Source organism: Kitasatospora sp. MMS16-BH015 (assembly GCF_002943525.1).
GTDB lineage: Bacteria > Actinomycetota > Actinomycetes > Streptomycetales > Streptomycetaceae > Kitasatospora.
The window spans coordinates 2,154,724-2,175,989 of sequence record NZ_CP025394.1; the positions used below are offsets into that span (position 1 = coordinate 2,154,724).

14 protein-coding genes are annotated in these 21,266 nt (G+C 71.9%); all 14 read right to left on the reverse strand.

Annotated features, from left to right (window positions below; translation table 11 throughout):
* The 14 genes from CFP65_RS38810 to CFP65_RS09330 all read right to left on the reverse strand — a co-directional run bounded on the left by CFP65_RS38810 (position 1) and on the right by CFP65_RS09330 (position 20,900).
* Positions 1–1,161, reverse strand: a complete 1,161-nt coding sequence (locus CFP65_RS38810; RefSeq protein WP_158702107.1) for a hypothetical protein — start codon at positions 1,159–1,161, stop codon at positions 1–3.
* 94 nt (positions 1,162–1,255) lie between these two features.
* The gene (locus CFP65_RS09260) at positions 1,256–3,604 is read right to left on the reverse strand and encodes a hypothetical protein (RefSeq protein WP_104815655.1); all 2,349 of its coding nucleotides are present in this window, start codon (positions 3,602–3,604) and stop codon (positions 1,256–1,258) included.
* A gap of 38 nt (positions 3,605–3,642) precedes the next feature.
* Positions 3,643–4,158 (reverse strand): WXG100 family type VII secretion target, encoded by a 516-nt coding sequence (locus tag CFP65_RS09265; RefSeq protein WP_158702108.1) that lies wholly within the window; start codon positions 4,156–4,158, stop codon positions 3,643–3,645.
* A gap of 701 nt (positions 4,159–4,859) precedes the next feature.
* Complete coding sequence (locus CFP65_RS09270) at positions 4,860–5,888, reverse strand: SUKH-4 family immunity protein (RefSeq protein WP_254552298.1); 1,029 nt, start codon at positions 5,886–5,888, stop codon at positions 4,860–4,862.
* A 528-nt stretch (positions 5,889–6,416) separates the two neighbouring features.
* Positions 6,417–11,084: a toxin glutamine deamidase domain-containing protein gene (locus tag CFP65_RS09275; RefSeq protein WP_104815658.1), complete on the reverse strand. Its 4,668-nt coding sequence runs from the start codon at positions 11,082–11,084 to the stop codon at positions 6,417–6,419.
* 6 nt (positions 11,085–11,090) lie between these two features.
* Positions 11,091–12,374, reverse strand: coding sequence for a hypothetical protein (locus CFP65_RS09280; protein WP_104815659.1), 1,284 nt, complete (start codon positions 12,372–12,374; stop codon positions 11,091–11,093).
* A 60-nt stretch (positions 12,375–12,434) separates the two neighbouring features.
* A complete protein-coding gene (locus tag CFP65_RS39945; RefSeq protein ID WP_158702109.1) occupies positions 12,435–14,444 on the reverse strand; it encodes a hypothetical protein in 2,010 nt (669 codons plus the stop codon).
* Between the two features lie 65 nt (positions 14,445–14,509).
* Complete coding sequence (locus CFP65_RS09300) at positions 14,510–15,055, reverse strand: hypothetical protein (protein WP_104815661.1); 546 nt, start codon at positions 15,053–15,055, stop codon at positions 14,510–14,512.
* A 153-nt stretch (positions 15,056–15,208) separates the two neighbouring features.
* On the reverse strand, positions 15,209–17,434 hold the full coding sequence (locus CFP65_RS09305) for a WD40 repeat domain-containing protein (protein WP_104815662.1): 2,226 nt from the start codon (positions 17,432–17,434) through the stop codon (positions 15,209–15,211).
* A 181-nt stretch (positions 17,435–17,615) separates the two neighbouring features.
* On the reverse strand, positions 17,616–18,173 hold the full coding sequence (locus tag CFP65_RS09310) for a GNAT family N-acetyltransferase (protein WP_158702110.1): 558 nt from the start codon (positions 18,171–18,173) through the stop codon (positions 17,616–17,618).
* An 83-nt stretch (positions 18,174–18,256) separates the two neighbouring features.
* The gene (locus CFP65_RS09315; RefSeq protein WP_104815664.1) at positions 18,257–18,718 is read right to left on the reverse strand and encodes a GNAT family N-acetyltransferase; all 462 of its coding nucleotides are present in this window, start codon (positions 18,716–18,718) and stop codon (positions 18,257–18,259) included.
* Between the two features lies 1 nt (position 18,719).
* Positions 18,720–19,658: an RluA family pseudouridine synthase gene (locus CFP65_RS09320; RefSeq protein WP_104815665.1), complete on the reverse strand. Its 939-nt coding sequence runs from the start codon at positions 19,656–19,658 to the stop codon at positions 18,720–18,722.
* A 34-nt stretch (positions 19,659–19,692) separates the two neighbouring features.
* Positions 19,693–20,301 (reverse strand): signal peptidase II, encoded by a 609-nt coding sequence (lspA, locus tag CFP65_RS09325; protein WP_104815666.1) that lies wholly within the window; start codon positions 20,299–20,301, stop codon positions 19,693–19,695.
* 95 nt (positions 20,302–20,396) lie between these two features.
* Positions 20,397–20,900 (reverse strand): TraR/DksA family transcriptional regulator, encoded by a 504-nt coding sequence (locus CFP65_RS09330; protein ID WP_254552299.1) that lies wholly within the window; start codon positions 20,898–20,900, stop codon positions 20,397–20,399.
* Between the last annotated feature and the right edge of the window lie 366 nt (positions 20,901–21,266).

Sequence of the window (21,266 nt, forward strand, 5' to 3'; positions counted from 1 at the left end):
TCAGTACTTTCCGGTCGTGGGGCGCAGGTTGTACGGCATGGTCGGGAGCGGCACGGAGGTCGAGGGCGGCGGCGTCGCGCCGACCTGCCCGCCACCGTCCTGGCCGCTGAACGTGTTGGTGGTCGAGTCCTCGGAGTTCTGGTAGTTGTCGGCCATCTGCTTCAGCCCGTCGGCGACGTTCTTCAGGCCGGTGACCAGGCTCTTCAGCCCGTCCTGGCTGTCCTTGCTGTACTTCAGGTAGCCCTTCTCGCCCTCGGCGAACTTCTTGCCCGACTCGTCGTTGCCCCAGGGCGCGGTGCCCTCGGCCCCGCTGAGGTACGCACTCAGGCTGGTGCTCAGCTGCGAGACCTGCTCCATCGCGGCCATGACCGGGTTGACGGCCGCCCGGTACTGGTCGACGTTGACCTGGAACCCCTGTCCGGCCCCGCCCCCACCCCCACCGCTGCTCGACCCACTGCTCTGCGGCGTCCGGGCGATGGTCTGCGACAGCGGCGTCCGGTCCTGCAGACGGGGCGTGGTCCGGGTCAGCTCCGCCTCGGTCGGCGCCAGCCGGTCCATCATGGCCGGGGTCGCCTCGGTCGGCGCCAAGCGGTCCATCATCGCCGGGGTCGCCTCGGTCGGCGCCAAGCGGTCCATCATCGCCGGGGTCGCCTCGGTCGGCGCGAGGCGGTCCATCATCGCCGGGGACGCTTCGGTCGGCGCGAGGCGGTCCATCACCGCCTGCTCGGGCTGCAAGGGCTCCCGAGCCACCGTCCCGATCCGCGGCTGCAACCGTTCACCGGCGAGCGGCTCCCCCTCGACCGTCCCCATCCGCGCCTGCTCGAACGGCTGCAACGGCTCCAACCGCTCCGCCGGCACCCCGCGCTCCATCGGCCGCAGCTGCTCCAGCGGCTCCGCCGGGATCCCGCGCTCCATCGGCTGCAACGGCTCCAACCGCTCAGCCGGGATCCCACGCTCCATCGGCCGCAGCTGCTCCAACGGCTCGGCCTGCGTCACGAACCCCTCGCGCGGCATCATCTGCACCGGCTCGGCCTGGACGTACTCCGGCTCGGCCCGCATGACCGGCTCCGCCGGGATGTACTCGGCATCACGGCTCATCAGGCGTTCGTGCGCCGGGATGCCTTCGGTGGCGCGGAGTTCCGCGTTCTGGTTGTCGTCCATGGGGGAGTCCTCGTTCGATCCGGAGGGTCAGGTACAGCGGGGGCTGAGCGGGGTGGCGGGGGCGGCCTGCGGGTGGTCAGGCCGCCCCCGCGCGTCACCCGCCGCCGTTGGCGGCGAGCCGGGCCAGGGCCGCCCGCAGGAACGGGCTGGGCACCTGGAAGCCCTCCTCCTCGCGGAGCGGGGCGGGCCGACCGGCCGGTGCTGCGGCACCGCCTGCCGCCCCACCGGCGCCCGAACCAGAACCCGAGTCCGAGCCCGAACCGCCGGAGGCCGCGGCACCGCCGCCCTCCTCGGACCGCCCACGCCGGGCCGCCACCGATCGCGCCCGATCGAGGTACGCGTCGTCCCCGCCCGAGTCCGCCGTCCCCGAACCCGCCCCGGAACTCGAACCGGACTCCGGTTCACCCCCCGAGGTCGACCCCGAGGCCGAGTTGAACGCCGTCCCCTCCGGCTTGTCGCCCCCACCGGAGCCCGAACCCGAACCGGACTCCGATTCGGTTCCGTTCCCGGACTCGCCGTCCGTCGCCCCGAAGATCGCCCCGGCCAGCTGGGCCACCAGCGGGCTGTCGGCGCCGGTGGCGGCCACCGGCTGCTCCTCCGGCACGTGGGCGGCGGGCTGGGAGCCGCGGGCCTCGTCCAGCCAGGCCTGCCGCATCCGGCGCCACTGCTGGTCCTTGGGCGTGGCCTCGGAGGCCAGGCCGACCACACCGGAGTCGGTGGCCAGCAGTTCCTCCTCGTCCTCCTCCTCGCACCCGAAGCGGGTCGGCCGCACGAAGCGGTTCCCGCCCTTGGCGTCCTTCTTGCCGCCGCGACCGGCCGCACCCATCCCGCCCGGCGCGTGCATCCCGGCCGCACCGGGCCGCCCGGCGACCCCGGCCGCGCTGCCGGCTCCACCGACCCCGCCGATCGCCGTGCCGACCCGGGCGCCGGCCGCGCCCACGGCCCCGCCGAGCTTGGAACCGGCCGCACCGGCCGCACTCAGCGCGCCACCGGCACCGGCGCCGGCACCGGACAGCCCGGACCCGCCGAGGCCGCCACCACCGCCGAGGCTGCCCGCCCCGCCCGCGAGCGCGCTGCCCACGGCGCTGCCGAGGTTGCCGGTGCCGAGGCTGAGCGGAGCCGAACCACCCCCGCCGAACGGGCCGCCACCGGAGTGGCCGGTGCCGAACGGAGCGAGGCCGATCGGCCCGCCGCTGCTGGTGCTGCCCCCGGTGTTGCTCGGAGCCAGCGGAGAAAGCGGGTCGAGCCCGTTCAGGTTGAGCTTCGGCTCGGGCAGCCCACCGGGGTCGAAGACCGGCTTGCCGTCCGGCCCGAGGCAGGGGGCACCGAAGGACGGCGGGTTGTAGGGCGGCGGGGTGAACGGCTGGATCTTCGGCATGTCGAACTTCGGCATGTCACCCGGACCGGCACCACCGGGGCCGCCGCCGCCGGGGAGTCCGCTGCCGGGGGCACCGTCGAAGCCCTTGAAGCTGCTGCCCGGCGGGCTGAACGAGGGCATGGTCGGCGCGTTGATTTTGGGCATCCGGAACGGCTCGCTACCACCGCCGCCACCGGAGCCACCACCGCCGTTCGACCCCGAACCACCGGAGCCACCGGGCACGCCACCGCCGCCGAAACCGCCCAGGTCAGGCATCCCTCCCGGACCGCCCGGTCCACCAAGGCTGCCCGGGGCCCCCAGCGGCTTGCCGTCCGGCCCGGTCAGCGCCCCCGGCATCCCGGGCCCCGGGGCCCCCAGCGGCATTCCGTCCAACCCGGTGAGTGCTCCCGGCCCCCCGAGCCCCGGTAGCACGCCGGGCCCGGTCGGCATCGTCACTCCGTCGATCCCGGTCCGCGGCGGGTACGGCCCGCTCGGACTGCCCGAACCGCCCGCCCCGCCCCCGCCGCCGAGGGCACAGCCCTTGCCCGCCCCGTCCATCGACTCGAGGTGCCCGGCGCTGGCGCGCAGCATGCTGTCCACACCGGTGCCGACCTGGTTGATGTACGTGTGGTACGTCTGCGCGGCGGTCTTGACGCCCTCGGACTTGGCGATGTCGTCGTGCTTGCCGGCCGGGTGCTGCTGGATGTACTCCTTCGCGTACTGCAGCTCCCTGATCATCTCGGTCTTGGTGTCGGTCACCGCCTTCACCGAACCGTGCAGGTTGGCGGCCATCGCCTGACCGGCGATCAGGGTGGTGGCGGCGTGCGAGTCGTCACGGCCGGCGTACTTCTGCAGGTACGACTCGAACTGCTCGGCCGCCGGGCCGGACATGTTCGCCATCGCGCGCTTGGCCGCGTCGATGATGGTCTGGATCCGGGTCTCGGCGACCTTGTTCCAGCCGTCCCAGGCGGCGGCGAGGTCCGCGAGCAGGTCCTCGTTGCCGTTGGGGAAGGTGATGTCCTTGCCGTTCTCGTTGCTCTGAACGGTCTTGAGCACCTCGGCGAGGTCGGCCGGCAGCTCAATCATGATGAAGCGTCACTTTCTGCTGGGAGCCAGGAGCCGGTTCAGATTTCGCGGTGCGAGCCGCCGCCACCGACACCGGGCCGGTTCAGCAGGGGGTTCGGGTGGTTGTAGTCCAACTTCGGCGGGGGCGGTGCCACGTAGCCGGGGTCCTGCGGGCCGGGCGCGGGCGCCGAGATCGGTGCCGGCGGCGGTACGGGCTTGCTGCCCGAGCCGCCGTCCTTGATCAACCCGTGCAGCTCGTCCGAGTTCTGACCGTCGGTCGCCCGGTGGCTCTCCACCATCTGGAGCAGGTTCGCCGCCATCTGGGCCGAGTTGGTGAGGTATGTCCGGATGCCGGCCAGCGCCTGCTCCTGGTGGTCGGCGACCCCGCCGACCGAAGAAGAACCACCCGTGAGGGTCTTGCCGAGCAGATCGGTGCCGTAGACCGAGGCCTTGATCTGCTTGATCACCGCCTCCAGATGGTTGGTCGGGTCCTCCAGATCGTCCAGCATGCTGCGGATCTGCTTGGCTGCCGACTCGACCTCGTCCAGGTCGATGTGGAACGAATCTCCGGCCACGACCACTCCCCTCACCCGGCCCGCGACTCCCCGCCACGGATCACCCCTCGACGGGGCCCCACGCTGGCCCCCGCCGATCACCATCCACTTGCCACCGGGTCAACCCGCGTAGACCGAGCCGCCCAAGGGCCCCCGCCCCCACAGACTCCCGCACCCGGGCCCACCCGAAAACCCCACGAACCGTCCCACCTCGCCGACACCCGGTCAGAGCAGCGCGAACACACCGCCCCTGACCACCCGCCGGTCACGCGGTCCAGTCCACTTAGCTGAGCAGGGTACCCCCGCTCGAGTACCGGTCAGTATCGCCCGCCCACCACGACCGGCACCCTGCCACCGCCCCCCTTGACGATGAACAGTCGCCCCACGGTTCCACCACGACCGAATCCCGTCACCCACCCCCAGCAACCGGCCACCCCACCCCAATTCCCGCCCGGCAAGCCGCCACCTCGCCCCCCGCCGACCACCACCAAACCCACCCGAACCCCACACCGCCCACGATCCGGTTGGCACCGATGAACCGTCACCACCCAGCCACCGCCGCCCCAGCCTCAGTGACGCTTCTCACTCCTCCCTCCCCGGACATGCCGGAGGCGGACCACCCCGACTACCGGGTGATCCGCCTCCGAACTCAGCTGAACCGAACGGCCGGGCCCCGCGCACTCAGCGCGCCGCCCGGCCGTCGTTCACTCACTTGGCACTGGTCAGAACAGGCCGTGCCACAACTGCTCGATCACCACGGACCACCACGTGCTGTCGTCCCGGAAGACCTCCGGATCCGTCTCCACCAATGCAGCCTGGAAGCCGGCGACGACCGCCCCCGCCTCCACCTGGTCGAGGCCGACCAGCGCGGCGCGGGCATCGGCCAGCAGCACGAGACTGCGCAGGAACGTCGACAGCGAGCCGTTGACGAACCGTCCGCTCACCGTCCGAGGATGAACGGCCCAGACCGAACCCGCCCCCTCACCCGCGCAGCGGACCGCGATGACGCAGAACCCGTCCGTACCGATCCGGGTGAAGTCGGCCAGGCGCTCCATCGTCTCGGGCGCGATGGTGTCGGCCTGACCGCGCAGGTGGGTGCGCAGGTCGGCGAACAGCCCACCGACCGGGGGCAGTTCGAGCTGGTCCGCCGTGAAGAACAGCGGCACCTCGGCGGGCTGGCCGGCCCAGGTGAGAGTGGCACGAGAGGCGTCCGGCAGCGCGCTGGCCGCCAGGTCGTCCGCGTCGTACCGGACCACCGACTCGAACGCCGCCGTCAGACGCCGCCCCAACTCCACATCCCGGACGGACTCGGCCGGCGTGACGGCGCCGGACGCCGGCGCCGTCACGCGGTTCGGGTATGGCGGTGCGGGGCGCACCTCGCGCTGCACCTGCTCGACGAGAGCGGCCACACCGTCGCCGCGCTCCTCCGCCGTGATGCCGTAGGAGTGGTCGAAGGTGATCTCGGCACCGGAGAAGCGCCGTTCGAGCAACTCCGCCGCATAACCACCGGGCAGGGTGGCCGGCCGCAGCGCGGTGTGGATCGTCCGGACGGCCTCCGCGGGCACCCCGAGCCGCGCCAGTTCAGCCACCAACCGGTGCTCCACCGGCACCAGACCAGGCCCGGCGGCGAGTTCGACCCGCCGCTCCTCCCCACCCGCCTGCTCGACATACGTGGCAACCAGCGTGTTCCCGGGCCCGGTGACCGGCCGCACGTGCAACCGGTACGCCTCGATCACCTCATCCGCCGGCACCGAAGGCCACACCGTGAGCTCACCACTACGCCGGTCCACCACCCCACACGCCTGCCCCACCTGAGCCGGCGGCCGCCGCATCCCCGTCACCGGATCCCGCTCCAACGGCGCAGGCGCCGCCCACACCACCCACCCCAGCTCGAACTCCCGATGCCGCACCTCACGACGCCTACCATCACCGACCGCGTTCAGCCAGCTATCGGCTGTGTTGAGAGCTTGTTCCTGGCTGATCACAAAAACTCCTAGGTCGTTCCTGATGAGCACGTTCGGGTGGTCGGAAGGGTGAGGACTGGTTCGTAGAAGGCGGGAAAATCCGGTGGCCAGCGCGGGGCGCATGACGGGTTGATCTCGAGCTAGATGTCCGCTCCGCCACAAAGCAGGTGGCCTTGCCCAGGCCACGACGGCGCGGGCACGGCTGGTTCGTGCCCGGTGCGCATCAATCTCTTGTGCCTGCCGGGATGACGGCAGGGACCACTGGTCAGCTGAATCGCCTGCCGCCCCTGGAGCGAAAGTAGCCGCGCTCCAGGCTCACATCCAGTCGAAGGGATCAAAGGGCTTGCCGTCGTCCACGACTTCCCCGTCCGTCTCACTCCCCTCGCCAGCTTCCTCTTCTTCTTCCTTGGCTTTCCGGTCGGCTTCCTCTTCTTCTTCCTTGGCCTTCCGGGCGACATCCTCCTCTTGCTCCTTGGCCTTCATGCGCTCTTCGAACTTCCTTATCCGCTCTGCGGTATCTCTGTCTCGCCTTTCCTGCTCCTCTTGCTCACGCTGCTCCCTGGCATCCCTTTGCGCTTTCTGATCCTCGGTCAGCTCGGGCCGAGAAGCAGCGCTTCGGGCCTCCGAGTCCCTTATATCTTGCCGTTCGTCATACTTCATCGTCGAGGAGTCGTATACCGGGACATCGGGATCCGTAATAATGTGGAAGTTTTCCGTGACCTTGCTCCAGGGAATGATGAACTCGAAGTTCTTCGAGCCACCAGCGAGCTGGTGGCGGATCACAATGTTCTCCGCCGCAAGGTCAGCGATCAGACCATCTCCCGAATTTAGCATACCAGGATTATTATTTCGGATCTTTTCCGCAAGCATCCCACTCACCGCCTCCTCATTCGGCGCGACGACATGGAATTTCGACGGCTGCCTCTTGGGCTCCTCACCCTCGGGGGCCACCTCGGAGGAGTAGGGATGTATTTCCAAGCCCCCAACCTTCTCGGGCCTGATGGATATCCTCACTCTAGAGAAAGCATCCCCCGCTTCCTTCATGCACTTTATCGGAGCCATATCGACGGCACTACTAGCGAGGTTGGCAGCCTTTTCGGTCTCTTCCTTCCTCATCGAAGCCTCATAGTCGTCAGGATTATTTTTGAACTGCTCGGCAGCATCATGCATAGCTTGCTCGGCGATTTTGGCGTGATTCTTGGCGGCAGCGACAGCCGTATCGATGACGGATTCCTTCACCTTCATGTACCCCGCCGCCCCCTTATGGCTCTCGGTCACATAAAGACCCTGCCATTCATTGGTTGCATTCCCCTGCCTGCGAGGGATCACAATCTGACTGCCGGAACCGCTGGACTCGACGTATTTCGTCAAGTCTTCCTTTGTGCCACCGTGATAGAAGAAGAAATCCTCGGTGATCTTGTATGGCTCAGACTGTTTCGCATGCAATTCAGTCTGCTTGTCGACATGAGCGTTAAGGTCGTCGAACGGCCGCTCATGCGCCCTGAGTTCGGGTGTCTCTATGGAACTGGCATCAGGACTGCCAGCCGGTTCCTGTCCATCTGCGAGCGTTACGTCATCGCTATTTCCCGGCCGTTCAGGAGCCCGGCGTTCGGTGGCGGGGTCGTGGTTGGGGTCGCTGTGGGGGGCGGGGGTGACGGGCTTGCGGTTCGGGTCGAGGGGGATGGCGAATACGGCGCCGCTGTCGCCGTTGCGGAGGGGCTTGTCCTCGCGTCCGCCGGTCTGACCGTCGAGGTAGGTGATCCGGTCATTGTGGTTTACGGCGACCCAGGTGTGAGAGCGGCCGTTTTCGTCGATGGTCATGATGGCGGCCTTCGAGCCGTGACCGCTACCCCGGAGGGTGTCCTCCAGACGATTGAAGGCGTCCGGTCCGTCGCCGAGATCGGAGAACTTGGCGCCGAGGTTGCGCTCGATGCGGTCACGACCGCCGAGCTCACCGAGGTCGGAAGGGTTGCCATGCTCATCGAACTCCGGGGTGCGGGCGGCGGCGGGGGTGGGGTGGCCGTCGAAGGTGTCGAGCAGGGCCAGGGTCGCATCGACGCAGTTGTTGTTGCGGCCGGGCTTGAGCTGGTCAAGCGGGTTGAGCCGCTTGTCGCCGTTGATGACGGTATGCCAGTCGCCCTCCCAGGGGTCCGGGTGACGCTGGGCAGTGCCGTCCGGGTTCTTCGGAACGGCCAGCTTCACCCGCTCCTCGTCCTCGACAGAGGGCTTCTCGAGTCCGCCCTCCTCGCCCAACGGGCGGTCCTCGATGGCCGGCCGGAAGGGCTCCTCATGGGGCTCCGGCTGGCCGACCGGGTCCTCCTCATGGGGGTTGTGGTTCGTCTGCTCCTCGTGCGGAGTTATGTCGTCCGGGGTGTGCGAGGTGGTTGCCTCGGGCTCGCCCTCAATGTGGTCCGTGGTACCGCCCTCGCGGGGGCGGCCGCCCTCAGTGGTGTTCGGACGGTCCGACTCGCCGGGCTTAGGGTTCTGGTGCTCGTTGACCGGAGGACGGACCTCGGTGTTCTCGTTTACGGGCTTCGGCTTGTCGGCAGGAGCGCCAGTACCGGGCTCTTCCACTCGCGGCCGGGCCGGACCGAACCTGAGCCCGGAGCCCCCGGGCCCGGCTGACGTCTCGCGCGGCGGTCGGCCGGTCGGCCCACCGGAGGATCCGGCGGTCGGCGGGCGGTCCGGTCCACCGGGACGGGAGCCAGCGGAGTGGACGGGGCCCGAGGTGAAGCCGCCGCCAGGCGCCATCGGCGGGACAGCTGTCTGCTGGCCGGAATTGGCAGGCGCATCACCGTCGTGGGGCTGCGCACCGTCGGGGTTGGCGAGGAGGGTGTCGCCCGAGGCGGCGCTCTGGCGCGGCGGAGCGGAAGAGCTCTTGGTACCGCCGTCGATGTGGGTGGTCGGCGCGGAGCCGCTCAGGTGGGCGCCGCCGGGGATGTTCAGGTTCGGCGCAGCGTGGGCCCCGGACGCCGAGTTGCCGCCCCCGGACGCGGTCTCCTGGTAGGCGGGCGGCGCCTCGTGGTTCGACTTCTCGGCTACGGGCTCATAGGCCGGGGGCGCGTCGTGCCCGGACTTCTCGCTCGCAGGCTCGTACGCCGGAGGAGCGTCATGGCCCGTCTTCTCCCCGGCAGGCTCGTACGCCGGAGGAGCGTCATGACCGGACTTCTCGGGCGCAGGCTCGTACGCGGGCGGCGCGTCGTGGCCGGACTTCTCCCCCGCAGGCTCGTACGCCGGAGGAGCGTCCTCGCCCGTGTGCGGCTGCTGGTCGAACTCGTCGTGGGAGATGGTCTGGTGGCCGTCCTCGGCCGTCGAGGTGTACTCGGGGACGGGGTCGTGGTGGGTCGTCTGCTCGTACGAGGGCGGCGGCGAGTCCTGGTTGTCCCGGGTCTCGTGTGACGGCGGAGCGTCGCTCTCGTGCTCGGCGGCCGGTGCAGGCTCCTCGACGTGCGGAGTGGGCTCGTTGGAGTGGTCGGGCCCGCTGACGTCGAGGTACTGGAGCTGGCTCTCGTCGATCGGGTCGTCCTCGTGCGGCCTCGACTGCTCCTCGGCCGGCGGAGCCTGGTGCTCCTGGACGACCGGCTCGTGCGCGACCGGCTCCGGGTCGTCCGGCACGACGTGCTCCTCGAACCGGCCGCCGGCAGCCCGGACCTCGTCCGGGTGGGTGCCGTCACCGACGTTCAGGTACTGGTACTTGAGCGGAGCCTCCTCACCACCCGACTCCTCCGACGCCTTCGGCGGCTGCTCGGCGGAGTGCTCCGAACCCGAACCGGACGGGCGGTCGGAGCCGAACGGGGCGATCTTGCCGGTGCTCTCGTGCGGGGAGGAGGAAGGCGGGGAGTTGCCGGGGCCGTGGTACGTGCTGTTGTCGCCACCGCTCCCGGAGGACGGCGGCGGGCCGTCCTGACGGCCACCCTCGCCCGAGGGGACGGGGTCGCCGATCTCCGAGGTGGACGGCGGCGGGCCGTCCTGACGGCCGCCCTCACCGGACGGGACCGGGTCGCCGATCTCCGGAGTGCCGCCCTCATGGGCACCGGCCTCGTGAGCGCCGCCCCCGGGAACGCCACCCTCGGGGCCGAACTTCGGCGGGCCGTTGAAGTGGTCGCGGATGCCCTGGGCACCCGCGTGGATCCCGACCCCCGCGCCGCCGGAGAGGCCGGAGCCGAGCAGGCTGTTGGGGTCGACCTTGCCGGTCATCGCCAGCTGGGTGACCACGTCGGTACCGACACCGGTCGCCGCGCCGTGGGCTATCCGGCCGCCGAGCGTGCCCATGGCACCCTTGCCCAGCGCCGAGTTGCCCAGCACGCCGAGGCCCTTGCCGAGCAGGTGGCCGGCCGCGCCCGAGATGGCACCGCCCTCCACCGCCTGCCCGAGCTCCTTCATGTCGATGCTCTTGCGGTGCCCCTCGGCCACCTCGATGCCCTGCGCCAGCAGGTTGATGGCACCCATCTGGATGGCCATCCTGAGCGCGAACTTCAGCGCGTCCTTCAGCAGCGTCTTGAGGGCCGCCATCACGGCCGCCCGCCCCGCCGCGATGATCTCCGGAATGGTCGCCATCGACGCGCCGAGCGTCTCGACCGCCGCCGCCTCGGCGGTGGCGATCTCCACGGCCATGATGCCGAGCTGGGCCACGATGGTGATCTTCGCCGTCTCGGCCGAGTTGGCCATGCTCTCCAGCATGTCGCCCATGCCGCGGCAGGCCTGCACCATGCCGGGGATGAGGCCCGGGTCCTCCTCGGTGCCCTTGCCGGTCGTGTAGTCGGCCCAGGCCGCAGCCGCCGCCTCCGCGCCACCGCCGCGCTGGCCCTCCAGGGCGTTCTTCATCGTCGTGTCGGCCAACTGGCCGGCGTGCTCGATGCCGTCGGCGGTCTTGCGCCAGTGGTCGGCCATCTCACGCAGCTGGTCCTCGTCGGCCTCCGGCCAACGGCAGCCCGCGAGCAGCAGCAGGACCCACTGAAGGGGTTCGGGAAGTTCTTGAGCCATGGTGCGTCAGTGCTTTCCGGTCGTGGGGCGCGGGTTGTAAGGCACGTGCGGGGCGGGCGCGGTGTATCCAGGAGGCGGGGCCATACCGCCCGAGCCGCCGGATCCGCCGTCACCACCGGCGAAGCTCCCGCTGGCGAACAGCTCCGAGCCGTCGTAGCCGGCGGCCATCTCCTTGAGGTTCTCGGCAACGCCTTGGAGCCGCTGGGCCAGGGTCTTGATGCCCTTCTGGCTCTGCTCGCTGTAGTGCAGGTAGCCCTTCTCGCCCTCGGAGAACTGCTTGCCGGATTCGTCCTTGCCCCACGGGGCGTTCGACTCCAGGCTGCTGAGGAAGGAGGTCAACGTGCTGCCGAGCTCGGCGATCTGCTCAGCTGCGGAGAGCATCGGGTTGACCGCCGACTTGTACTGGTCGACGTTGACCTGGAAGCCGTCACCCGCTCCCCCGCCACCGCCGCTGCCGCCCACGGGCTGGTTCTGCGCGGCGGCACTGCGCGCGACCGAATCGGGAAGCGTCCCCTGCTGCTTCGGCACCCCGGCCTCGGTCGGCATCGCCGGGGTCACGTTGCCCAGGGCGGCCTGCTGCGCGTCCGAGATCGGGCTCCCCACCTCGTGCGCGGGAATCCCCTGCTGCGCCGGCTCCGAAGCGATCGGCATGCCCTGCTCATTGGGCACCGCCGCCACCTGAGCCGGCTCCACCGGCCCACCGAACGGATCGGTCGCCGGGATCCCCTGCTGCGCCGGGATCCGCGCCGTCTGCGCCTCCGAGATCGGGCTCCCCACCTCGTGCGCGGGAATCCCCCTAGCCATCGCCGACTCCGCCGGGACCGACTCGATCGGAGCCCCCAGCACCGTGCCCTCCCGCGGCATCATGCGCGCGGGCATCTCCCCGTCACCGAGCGGCATCGCCGTCCCCACCCGGTATGCAGGCATCTCGCCTTCGCCCATCGACACCCCCGCGCTCACATGCTGCGCCGGGATCTCGCCCTCGCCCATCGGCACCGCCGTCCCCACCCGGTACGCAGGAATCTCGCCCTCACCCATCGGCACCGCCGTACCCACCCGGTACGCAGGCATCTCGCCCTCACCCATCGGCATCGCCGTACCGACCCGGTACGCAGGCGTCTCGGCCTGGGTGAAGACCGGCTCCTCCGGGAGGCGGTAGCCCTCGCGGGGCATGGCCGGGATCTCCTCGGTCCGGTACATCTCGCGGGGGACGGAGGCGGGCATCTCCTCGACCCGGTAGCCGTCCCGCTCCTCGCGGGCTGGTGTGTCGTCACGGTACTGACTGCTCATCAGGGGTCCTCGTCAACTGGGGAAGCTGTGGGGGGTGGAGCCGGGGTGCTGCGGGAGCCGTCAGGCCCCGTCCCCCGTGGCGAGCCGGGCCAGGGCGGCTCGCAGGAACGGGCTGGGCACCTGGTACCCGCCCTCCTCGTGGATCTTGGGCTTGGAGCCCGCGGCGGCAGCCGCAGCTGCGGCGGGCGTGGCCGGAGCGGCGGGGGCCGCCTCCTCGGGGCGGCCACGCTTGGCAGCGGCCGAACGGGCCCGGTCCAGGTACGCGTCGTCCTCGCTCGACGAGCCGGAGGACGAACCCGAGGAGCCGGAAGACGAACCGGAGCTCTCCGGGCTGGACCCGGCCGAGGACGAGGACGAAGAGGTCTCCTTGCCCGCCGCACCGCCATCGGCAGCGCCGGAACCGGAGCCACCCTCACCCGACGCCCCGTCACCGGAGCCCTCGCCGGACCCGCTGCCGCCACCCATCGCCTGGGCCAGCGCCGCCACGAACGGGTTCTCCGCGCCCGTCGCGGGGGCCGCCTCGGCCTCCGGCTCGGGTGCGTGTAGGGCCTCGGTGGTGCGGGCCTCGTCGAGCCAGCGCTGCCGCATCTTGTGCCAGTTCTTGTCCTTGCCGTCCAGCTCGGTGGCCTGGCCGTGGATGCCGCGGTCACCGCGCAGCGCGGGCTCCTCCTCCTCGCCCTCGCAGCCGAACCGGGTGGGCCGCAGGAAGCGGTTGGCGCCCTTGCCGTCCTTCTTGCCACCGCCGCCGCCCCGGCCGAGGCCGCCGGGGGCGTGCATGCCCGAGGCGCCGGGACGGCCCGCCGCGCCGGCAGCGGTGCCCACGGCCGTACCCGAACGCGCGCCGAGCCGCGCGGCGGCCGAACCCGCACCGGCCAGCGAACCGCCCGACCCGGCCAGGCCGCCCAGGCCGCTGGCGGCACCGGCGAGCGAGCTGCCCAGGCTGCTGCCGAGCCCGCCACCGCCGAGGCCACCGAGGCCGCCACCGGCGCCACCGCCGCCGCCCAGCCCGCCGAGGCCGCCGCCCGCGCCGCCGAACGGGCTGAGTCCGCCGCCCGCGCCGCCGAAGCTGTTGTCCATCCCGCTCAGACCGGCCAGGGTCAGCCCCGGCGACGAACTGCCGGTGCCGAACAGCGGCTTGCCGTCGGGGCCGACCCCGGGCATGGTCGGCAGCTTGAACGGCGGCGGGGTGAACGGCTTGATGGCCGGCCCGTGACCCATGTTCAGGCCCGAGCCGCCCGGGCCGCCGTGGCCGTCCTGACCCGGCAGCTTGGGCACCGGCATGTGCGGGATCTTGGGCACGCCGTGCCCACCCGCACCACCACCGGCACCGCCGTGGCCCGCACCGCCACCGGCCCCACCACCGGCCCCACCGGCACCGTCACCCCCGCCGGCTCCGCCCCCGGCCCCACCGGCACCGTCGCCGCCGCCCGGCCCGCCGAGCCCGTCGATCCCGAGGCCGCCGCTGCCGGGGCCGCCCGCGCCGCCCGCCCCACCGGCGCCGCCACCACCGCCGAGCGCGGCGGACTTGCTCGCACCGGTCATCGTCTCCACGTGCCCGGCGCTCTGCCGCAGCATGCTGTCCACGCCGCTGCCGACCTGGCCGATGTACGTGTGGTAGGTCTGCGCGGCGGTCTTGACGCCCTCGGACTGCGCGGCGTCGCCGTGCTTGCCCTCCGGGTGCTGCGCCATGTACGTCTTGGCGTACTGCAGCTCCCGGATCATCTCGGTCTTGGTCTCGGTCACCGCCTGCACCGAGCCGTGCAGGTTGGTGGCCATCGCCTTCCCCGCCACCAGCATCGCGGGGGCGAACGAGTCGTCCCGGCCCGCGTACTTCTGCAGGTAGGCGCCGAACTGCTCGGCCGCCGGGCCGGACATGCTCTCCATCGCGCGCCGGGCGGCGTTGATGATGGTCTGGATCCGGGTCTCGGCGACCTTGTTCCAGCCGTCCCAGGCGGCGGCGAGGTCGGCGAGCACGTCCTCGTTGCCGCTGGGGAACTTGATGTCCTTGCCGTTCTCGTTCTTCTGAACGGTACTGAGGACGTCGTTGAGCTCGGACGGCAGCTCGATCATGGTGATGCGTCACTTTCTGGACGGCCGGGGGGAGGTGCTGCGGGCGGGGTGGGGACGGGGGACGGTCAAATCTCCGAGCGGTGCGGACCGCCGCCGCCACCGGCAGGGGGACGCTCGACCGGCGGCACCGGGTGGTTGTAGTCGAGGGTCGGTGCCTTGGGCGCGACATAGCCCGGGTCGGTCGGGGCCGGTGCGGGGGCCGGGGCCGGGGTGGGGGCCGGAGCGGGCACGGGGGGCGTGACCTGGCCGCCGACCGGCGGGGTGCCGCCGTCCCGGAGGATCTTGTGGAGGTCCTGGGAGTTCTGGTCGTCGGTGTCGCGGTGGCTCTGCGCCATCTTGAGCAGGTTCGCGGCGACGATGCCCGAGGTGGTGAGGAAGGTGCGGATGCCCTCCAGCACCTGCTGCTGGTGGTCGCCGACCCCGCCGAGCGCGGAGGTCTTCCCGACCAGCGCGTCACCGAGCAGGTCGGCGCCGTAGACGGTGGGCTTGACCTGCTTGACCACCGCCTCCAGGTGGTTGGTCGGCTCCTCCAGGTCGTCGAGCATGCTTCTGATCAGCTTGGCGGCGGACTCGACCTCGTCGAGATCGATCTGGAACGACGCTCCGGCCACGGCGTTTCCCCTCAGACAGTTCAGACAGTGGATACAAAGCAGTGGGTATAAAGAGACTTGTCGACTTGATTCAAGGCATGACGAACCGCCGGACGGCGGGCCGAGACAGCTCGACCCGCGTCCGTGGGTCCTGGGTTTCCTACTGAGTGGGCGTCAGAGCAGCGTCGGCCCGTCGACGCCGACCACGTGCAGCCCGGCCTCGCCGAAGGAGATGGCGAGCGGGGCCCGGTCCAGCTCAGCCTCGTTCAGCATGGTGCCGCTGGCCAGGTGCCAGAGCCGCACCGTCGAGGCATCGTCACCGGCCGCGAGCAGCACCTCGCCGTCGAGGTCCTGGACGGCCAGCGCGCGCACGGCGTTGCCGCTGCCCTCGAAGGAGGCGACCCGGGCGCCGTCGCGCACGCCCCAGACCAGCACCGTGCCGTCGGCCGCACCGGCCACCAGCACCGGCACCCCGCCGGAGACACCGAAGGCCAGCGTCTCGGCCGGCACCGCGAGGCCGTCGAGCACCGGGCCCGCGCCACCGCTGGCCGCGTCCCAGAGCCGGACGGCGCCGTCGGTGCCGCCGGTGGCCAGCAGGCGGTGGCCGTCCGCCACGCCGAGCGCCATCGCGCTCACCCCGCCGGGGTGGGCGGTGAACTGCACCAGCGGGGTGCCGTCCAGCGCCTGACGGAGCCGCACCGTGCCGTCGGCCCCGGCCGAGGCGAGCAGCGCCGGGGCGCCGTCCGCGCCCTCGGTGCCGAAGCCGAGCGCGGTGACCGGGCCGGTGTGCGGGGTGGGCACCGAGAGCTGGGCGCCGGTGCGCAGCGCGTGGCAGCGGACCGCCCCGGCGGCGGTGCCGCAGACCAGCACGCCCTCGCTGACGGCCAGTCCGGTGACCGGGCCGCCGGTGGCGGCCAGCGCCCAGACCTCGCTGCGGCTGAGCGCGTCGATCAGCCGCAGGCTGCCGTCGGCGTGGCCGACGGCGAGGGCCGGGCGGCCGTCCAGCTCGGTGATGGAGAGCGCGTTGATCGCCAGGCCCAGGTCGTGGGTGCCCAGGGCGGCGCCGGTGAGCGGGTGCCAGAGGGCGATCCGGCCGTGCTCGTCACCGGTCACCACGGCCGGGGTCTCGCCGATGGTGACGGCGGCCACGGCGGTGACCCAGCCGGTACCGGCCGGCCAGCCGTGCTTGGCCTCGCCCTCGTAGACGCTCCAGGTGCGCACGGTGCCGTCCAGCGAGCTGGAGGCGAGCAGCGGGGCGCCGTCCACCTCCAGGAAGGCCAGGCCGGTGACGGTGGCGGAGTGGCCGGTGAGCACGGCGTGCGGCAGGCCGGTGGCGAGGTCCCAGAGCCGGATCTCGCCGTCCTGGCCGGCCGAGGCGAGCAGCGCCTGGTCGCCCAGGGTCAGCACGGCCAGGGTGGTGACCCGGGCCCGGTGGCCGACCAGCAGGTGCATCCGCTGGCCGGAGGAGACGTCCCAGACCCGCACCACGGCGTCCTCGCCGGCCGCGGCCAGCAGGTGCACCCCGGCGCAGTGCGCGTAGGCGAGCGCGGCGGCGCCGGCGCCGTCCACGTCGAGCAGGCCGAGCGGGCGGCCGTCCTCGGCGCGCCAGGCGCGGATGTCGCCCTGCGCTCCGGCGGAGAAGGCCAGCGGCACCTCGGCCACCAGGCCGGCGGCGACCACCTGGGCGCCCTCGCCGCCCGAGGTGCCGTGCAGCAGGGCGCCGCTGACGGCGTCCCAGACCTGCACCGCGCCGTCCTCGGCGCCGACGGCGAAGAGCTCGCGGCCGCCCACCGTGGCCAGCGCCACCGAGGTGGGCAGCAGGCCGGCGTCCGGGCCGGAGCTGCCGAGCGACTCGCGGGTGTCGAGGTCGGCCAGGCCGTAGCCTTGGCCGGTCTCGGCGATGGCGTACGCGGCCCGGCCCTCGATCCGGCCGATCACGGCCTTGGCCTGCGGGGCCACCGGCTCGTGCCGGGTGGCGCCGAGCGCGGCAGCCGGTGCGGCCAGCGTGCTCGGGTCGGCCGGGTCGAGCGCCTGGGCGGCCAGCGCCTCCAGCACCCGGGCCACCTCGGGCAGCGGCGCGGCGGTGCCCTCGGCCCACACCGCGTCACCTCCCGGCAGCAGCCCGGTGACCCGCAGCGTGGCGGCGCCGGCCGGCGCCTCCCCGCCCGTCAGCCCGGGGCCGGCGGCGCGCAGCGCGGCCAGCAGGCGCACCGTCAGCGCCGCGTCCACCCGGCCGAGCCGGGTGGTGTGCCGGTGCTTCGTCAGCCGCTCGACGCGCAGCGCGCCGTCGGGGCCGAGCAGCAGCTCGGTCCGCCCCTCGGGCAGCTGCTCGCCACCGAGACTCAGCCGGACTCCGGGCCCATTGGCCCCGCCAGGCTGCTGCTCCTCCGTGTCAGGCATGCCGACCCCCTCCTCCGCCCGTGCTCGGGCGGTTTCCTGCTCTGCCCGTTCGGGCAGGAGAATTGTCATTTCGGGAAGACGCGAGTTCGGATTGGGCAGTTAATACCGCGCCCCGCGTTTTACCCAATTGCACCCCGCCGGGCGGCTGCGGCACCCCGCCTCCCCACCGGCTTTCCAGGCATCAGCACAGGTCATCGGGTACGAGCGTGGCGTGGACCGCATCGTGCAACCGGTGTGTGCGCGAGCTGCGGAACAGGCTTGGGTAAAAACCCGCACGCCGGAATCCGATGAAAGCTCCGACCACCTGGACGGGCATGTTATCCGCTGCCGCGTACGCGTCGATACGCCGCAGGGTCAGTTGCTCGAAGCCGTAGCGGCAGACCAGCCGCAACGCCGCCGTGGCGGTGCGCATCCGCCGTGCGGCGGGCAGCAGCCAGACCGCGGCCTCGGCCGTGCCCTCCTCCCGTCGAATGCCCGTCAACTCTCCCCAACCGACCGGCAGTCCCTCGGATTCCACGGTGAAGTAGGCGGCCCGGCCCTCGGCCCAGAGCAGCGGCGGCACGGTCTCGATCCAGTGCGCGGCGGCGGCCTCGTCCGCGTGGGGAAAGACACCCTGCATGAACTCCCGGATCAGCGGATCCCGGGTGCCGGCCAATACCGTGGCGGCGTCGCCGGGCACCGGCCGGCGCAGCACGACCTCACGGTCGCTCAGCGGTTCGTACTCTCCCAGCCCCGTCATGCTTCCCTCCCCGGAACGACGGTGGCACCGCCCCATCAGGACGGTGCCACCGAGAATTCACCTCTGCAAGACGCCGCGGACGCTCAGAACGTCCGGACCATGGTCCGGTGCGGGATGCCGGCGTCGTCGTACACCGGCCCCTCGGCCTGGTAGCCGAGCCGCTCGTAGAACCCGCCCGCGCGGACCTGGGCGTGCAGCTCCAGCGAGGTCGCGCCGCGGGCCAGCCCGGCCTGCTCGATCGCCCGCACCAGGGCGGCGCCGAGCCCGGTGCCGCGGGCGGTCTTGACCACGGCTAGCCGGCCGAGCAGGACGCGGCCGGCGATGCCGCCGGTCTGGGCCAGCGCCTGCTCACCGTGGATGAGCCGGGCGGTGCCCAGCGGGGTGCCCTCCGGGGAGACGGCCAGCAGGTGCTCGGAGGTGGCGTCCAGGTCGTCCCACTCCAGCTCCTCGGGGATCTCCTGCTCGACGATGAAGACCTCCCGGCGCACGGCGTGCACCAGGGCGAGGTCGGCCTCGCCCTCGGCCACACGGATCGAGACGGTCATCTCAGCTCTCCGAGGCGATGATGTCGAGCGCCTTGCGCAGGTCCGCGGGGTACTCGCTGTCGAACTGCACCCACTCGCCGTCCGCCGGGTGCTCGAAGCCGAGCGAGACGGCGTGCAGCCACTGGCGGGTCAGGCCGAGCCGCTTGGCCAGCGTCGGGTCGGCGCCGTAGGTGAGGTCACCGACGCAGGGGTGGCGCAGCGCGGACATGTGCACCCGGATCTGGTGGGTGCGGCCGGTCTCCAACTTGATGTCCAGCAGGGAGGCCGCCCGGTACGCCTCGATCAGGTCGTAGTGGGTCACCGAGGCCTTGCCGTCGCGGGTGACGGCCCACTTCCAGTCCGAGCTGGGGTGGCGGCCGATCGGGGCGTCCACGGTGCCGCTCATCGGGTCCGGGTGGCCCTGCACGAGGGTGTTGTACTTCTTCTCGACCACGCGGTCGTGGAACTGCCGCTTGAGGTCGGTGTAGGCGCGCTCGGACTTGGCGACCACCATCAGGCCGGAGGTGCCCACGTCCAGGCGGTGCACCACGCCCTGGCGCTCGGCCGCGCCGGAGGTGGAGATCCGGTAGCCGGCGGCGGCCAGGCCGCCGATCACGGTGGTGCCGGTCCAGCCGGGGCTGGGGTGGGCCGCGACGCCGACCGGCTTGTCGACCACCACGATGTGCTCGTCGTCGTGGATGATCCGCATGCCCTCGACGGGCTCGGCCACGAGCTGCACGGGCGCGGCGGGGGCGGGGATCTCGACCTCCAGCCAGGAGCCGGCCACCACCCGGTCGGACTTGCCCGCCACGGTACCGTCGATGGTCACCTTGCCGTCGGCGGCCAGCTCGGCGGCCTTCGTGCGGGAGAAGCCGAACATCCGGGCCAGGGCGGCGTCGAGGCGCTCGCCTTCCAGGCCGTCGGGAACGGGGAGGCTGCGGGTCTGCGCTGCGGTACTCACCCGTACGAGTATGCCGGACCGCAGCGCCGCGCCCTCACTCCCCGGCGTCCGCCTTGGGCGCCTGGTGGGTGGAGCCGTCCGGGTTGCTGCCCCGGAAGGAGAGCAGGACGACCAGGATGCCGCCGCAGACGATGGCCGAATCGGCCAGGTTGAAGACGGCGAAGTGCTGCACCGAGATGAAGTCCACCACGTGGCCGCGGAAGATCCCGGGGGCGCGGAAGAGGCGGTCGGTGAGGTTGCCGAAGGCCCCGCCGAGCAGCAGGCCGAGCGCGATCGCCCAGGGCAGGCTGTAGAGGCGGCGGGCGATCCGCCAGATCACCACGATCACGGCGGCCGCGATCATGGTGAAGACGATGGTCATCGCCTGGCCCATGCCGAAGGCGGCCCCGGCGTTGCGGATCACCTGGAGGGTCACCACGTCGCCGATCACCTCGATCGGCTGCTTGCCCTCCAGACGGGCGACCACCAGCAGCTTGCTGCCGAGGTCGATCAGGTAGGCGAGGATCGCGATCACCAGCAGGACGCCGACCCGGCGGCGCTTCACGGGGGCGGAGCTCACGTCATTCTCCGAAACCGGAGTCGGGACGGCGTCGTCCTGGGTCTGGGGGGAACCTGGCGTACTGATGATCCGCTCCGCTGCCATTGGGGCTCCCGCCCGCCCGTGAGCGGGCAGAGGGAAGGGGGGCCGACGTTACGGGGTCGAGCGTACGGCACCCGACCCCGTGGGCTCGCACCCCGTCAGTGGCGCTCCTGCTTGGACTTGCACGGCACACAGAGCGTCGCCCGGGGGAAGGCCTGCAGCCGGGCCTTGCCCACCGCCTTGCCGCAGGACTCGCAGAGGCCGAAGCTCGCGCTCTCCAGCCGGGCCAGCGCGCGCTCGGTCTGGGCCAGCGCGTCCCGGGCGTTGTTGGCGAGGGCGACCTCGCTCTCCCGGTTGATGTTCTTGGTGCCCGCGTCGACCTGGTCGTCGCCGGCCCCGTCGTTGGAGTCCCGCATCAGGCCGGTGATGGCCGCCTCGGAGGCGTCGATCTCAGCCGTGAGCTGCGCCACGTCGCCGACCAGCTCGGCGTGCAGCTCGGCCACCTCGGCCGCCGTCCAGGGCTCCTCCCCTGCTTGGACGGGCAGCTCCGCCGGGTCCACCGACTCGGCCCCGCCCCTCGCGCCGGTGCCCGCGCTGGTGTGGGTGCGGCTGGTGGCCGCCACCCGCCCGGTGGTGCCGGTCTTACGCCGTGTAGTGCTCACGGTCCCCTCCCCTGAGTCGCTCGCCACGACCTTGCGTGCCGGCTTCGTGGCGGTGCCCGCGCCGGTTGGCTTCTCCGTCATGGCTTCGACCTCATTCACGAACGAATCGGACCACCGGTTCCCGGTGATCTCCGGTGCCGGAACGATAATCCCTATCAAATCCGGTCACAATGGGACATACCGAAGGCGGTGGCCGCACCACTCGGGTGCTGACCAAAATGTGCCCAGATCGTCATCGGCTAACCACTACACTGGTGCCCGCAAGGCGCAGATGGGACGAGTACCGACGTACGCAGCCAGGAGCGACCCGGGGGTGGTGCGAGCCCGGGGGTGAGCGCGGCGGGAAGATCACCCCGGAGCCGCCGG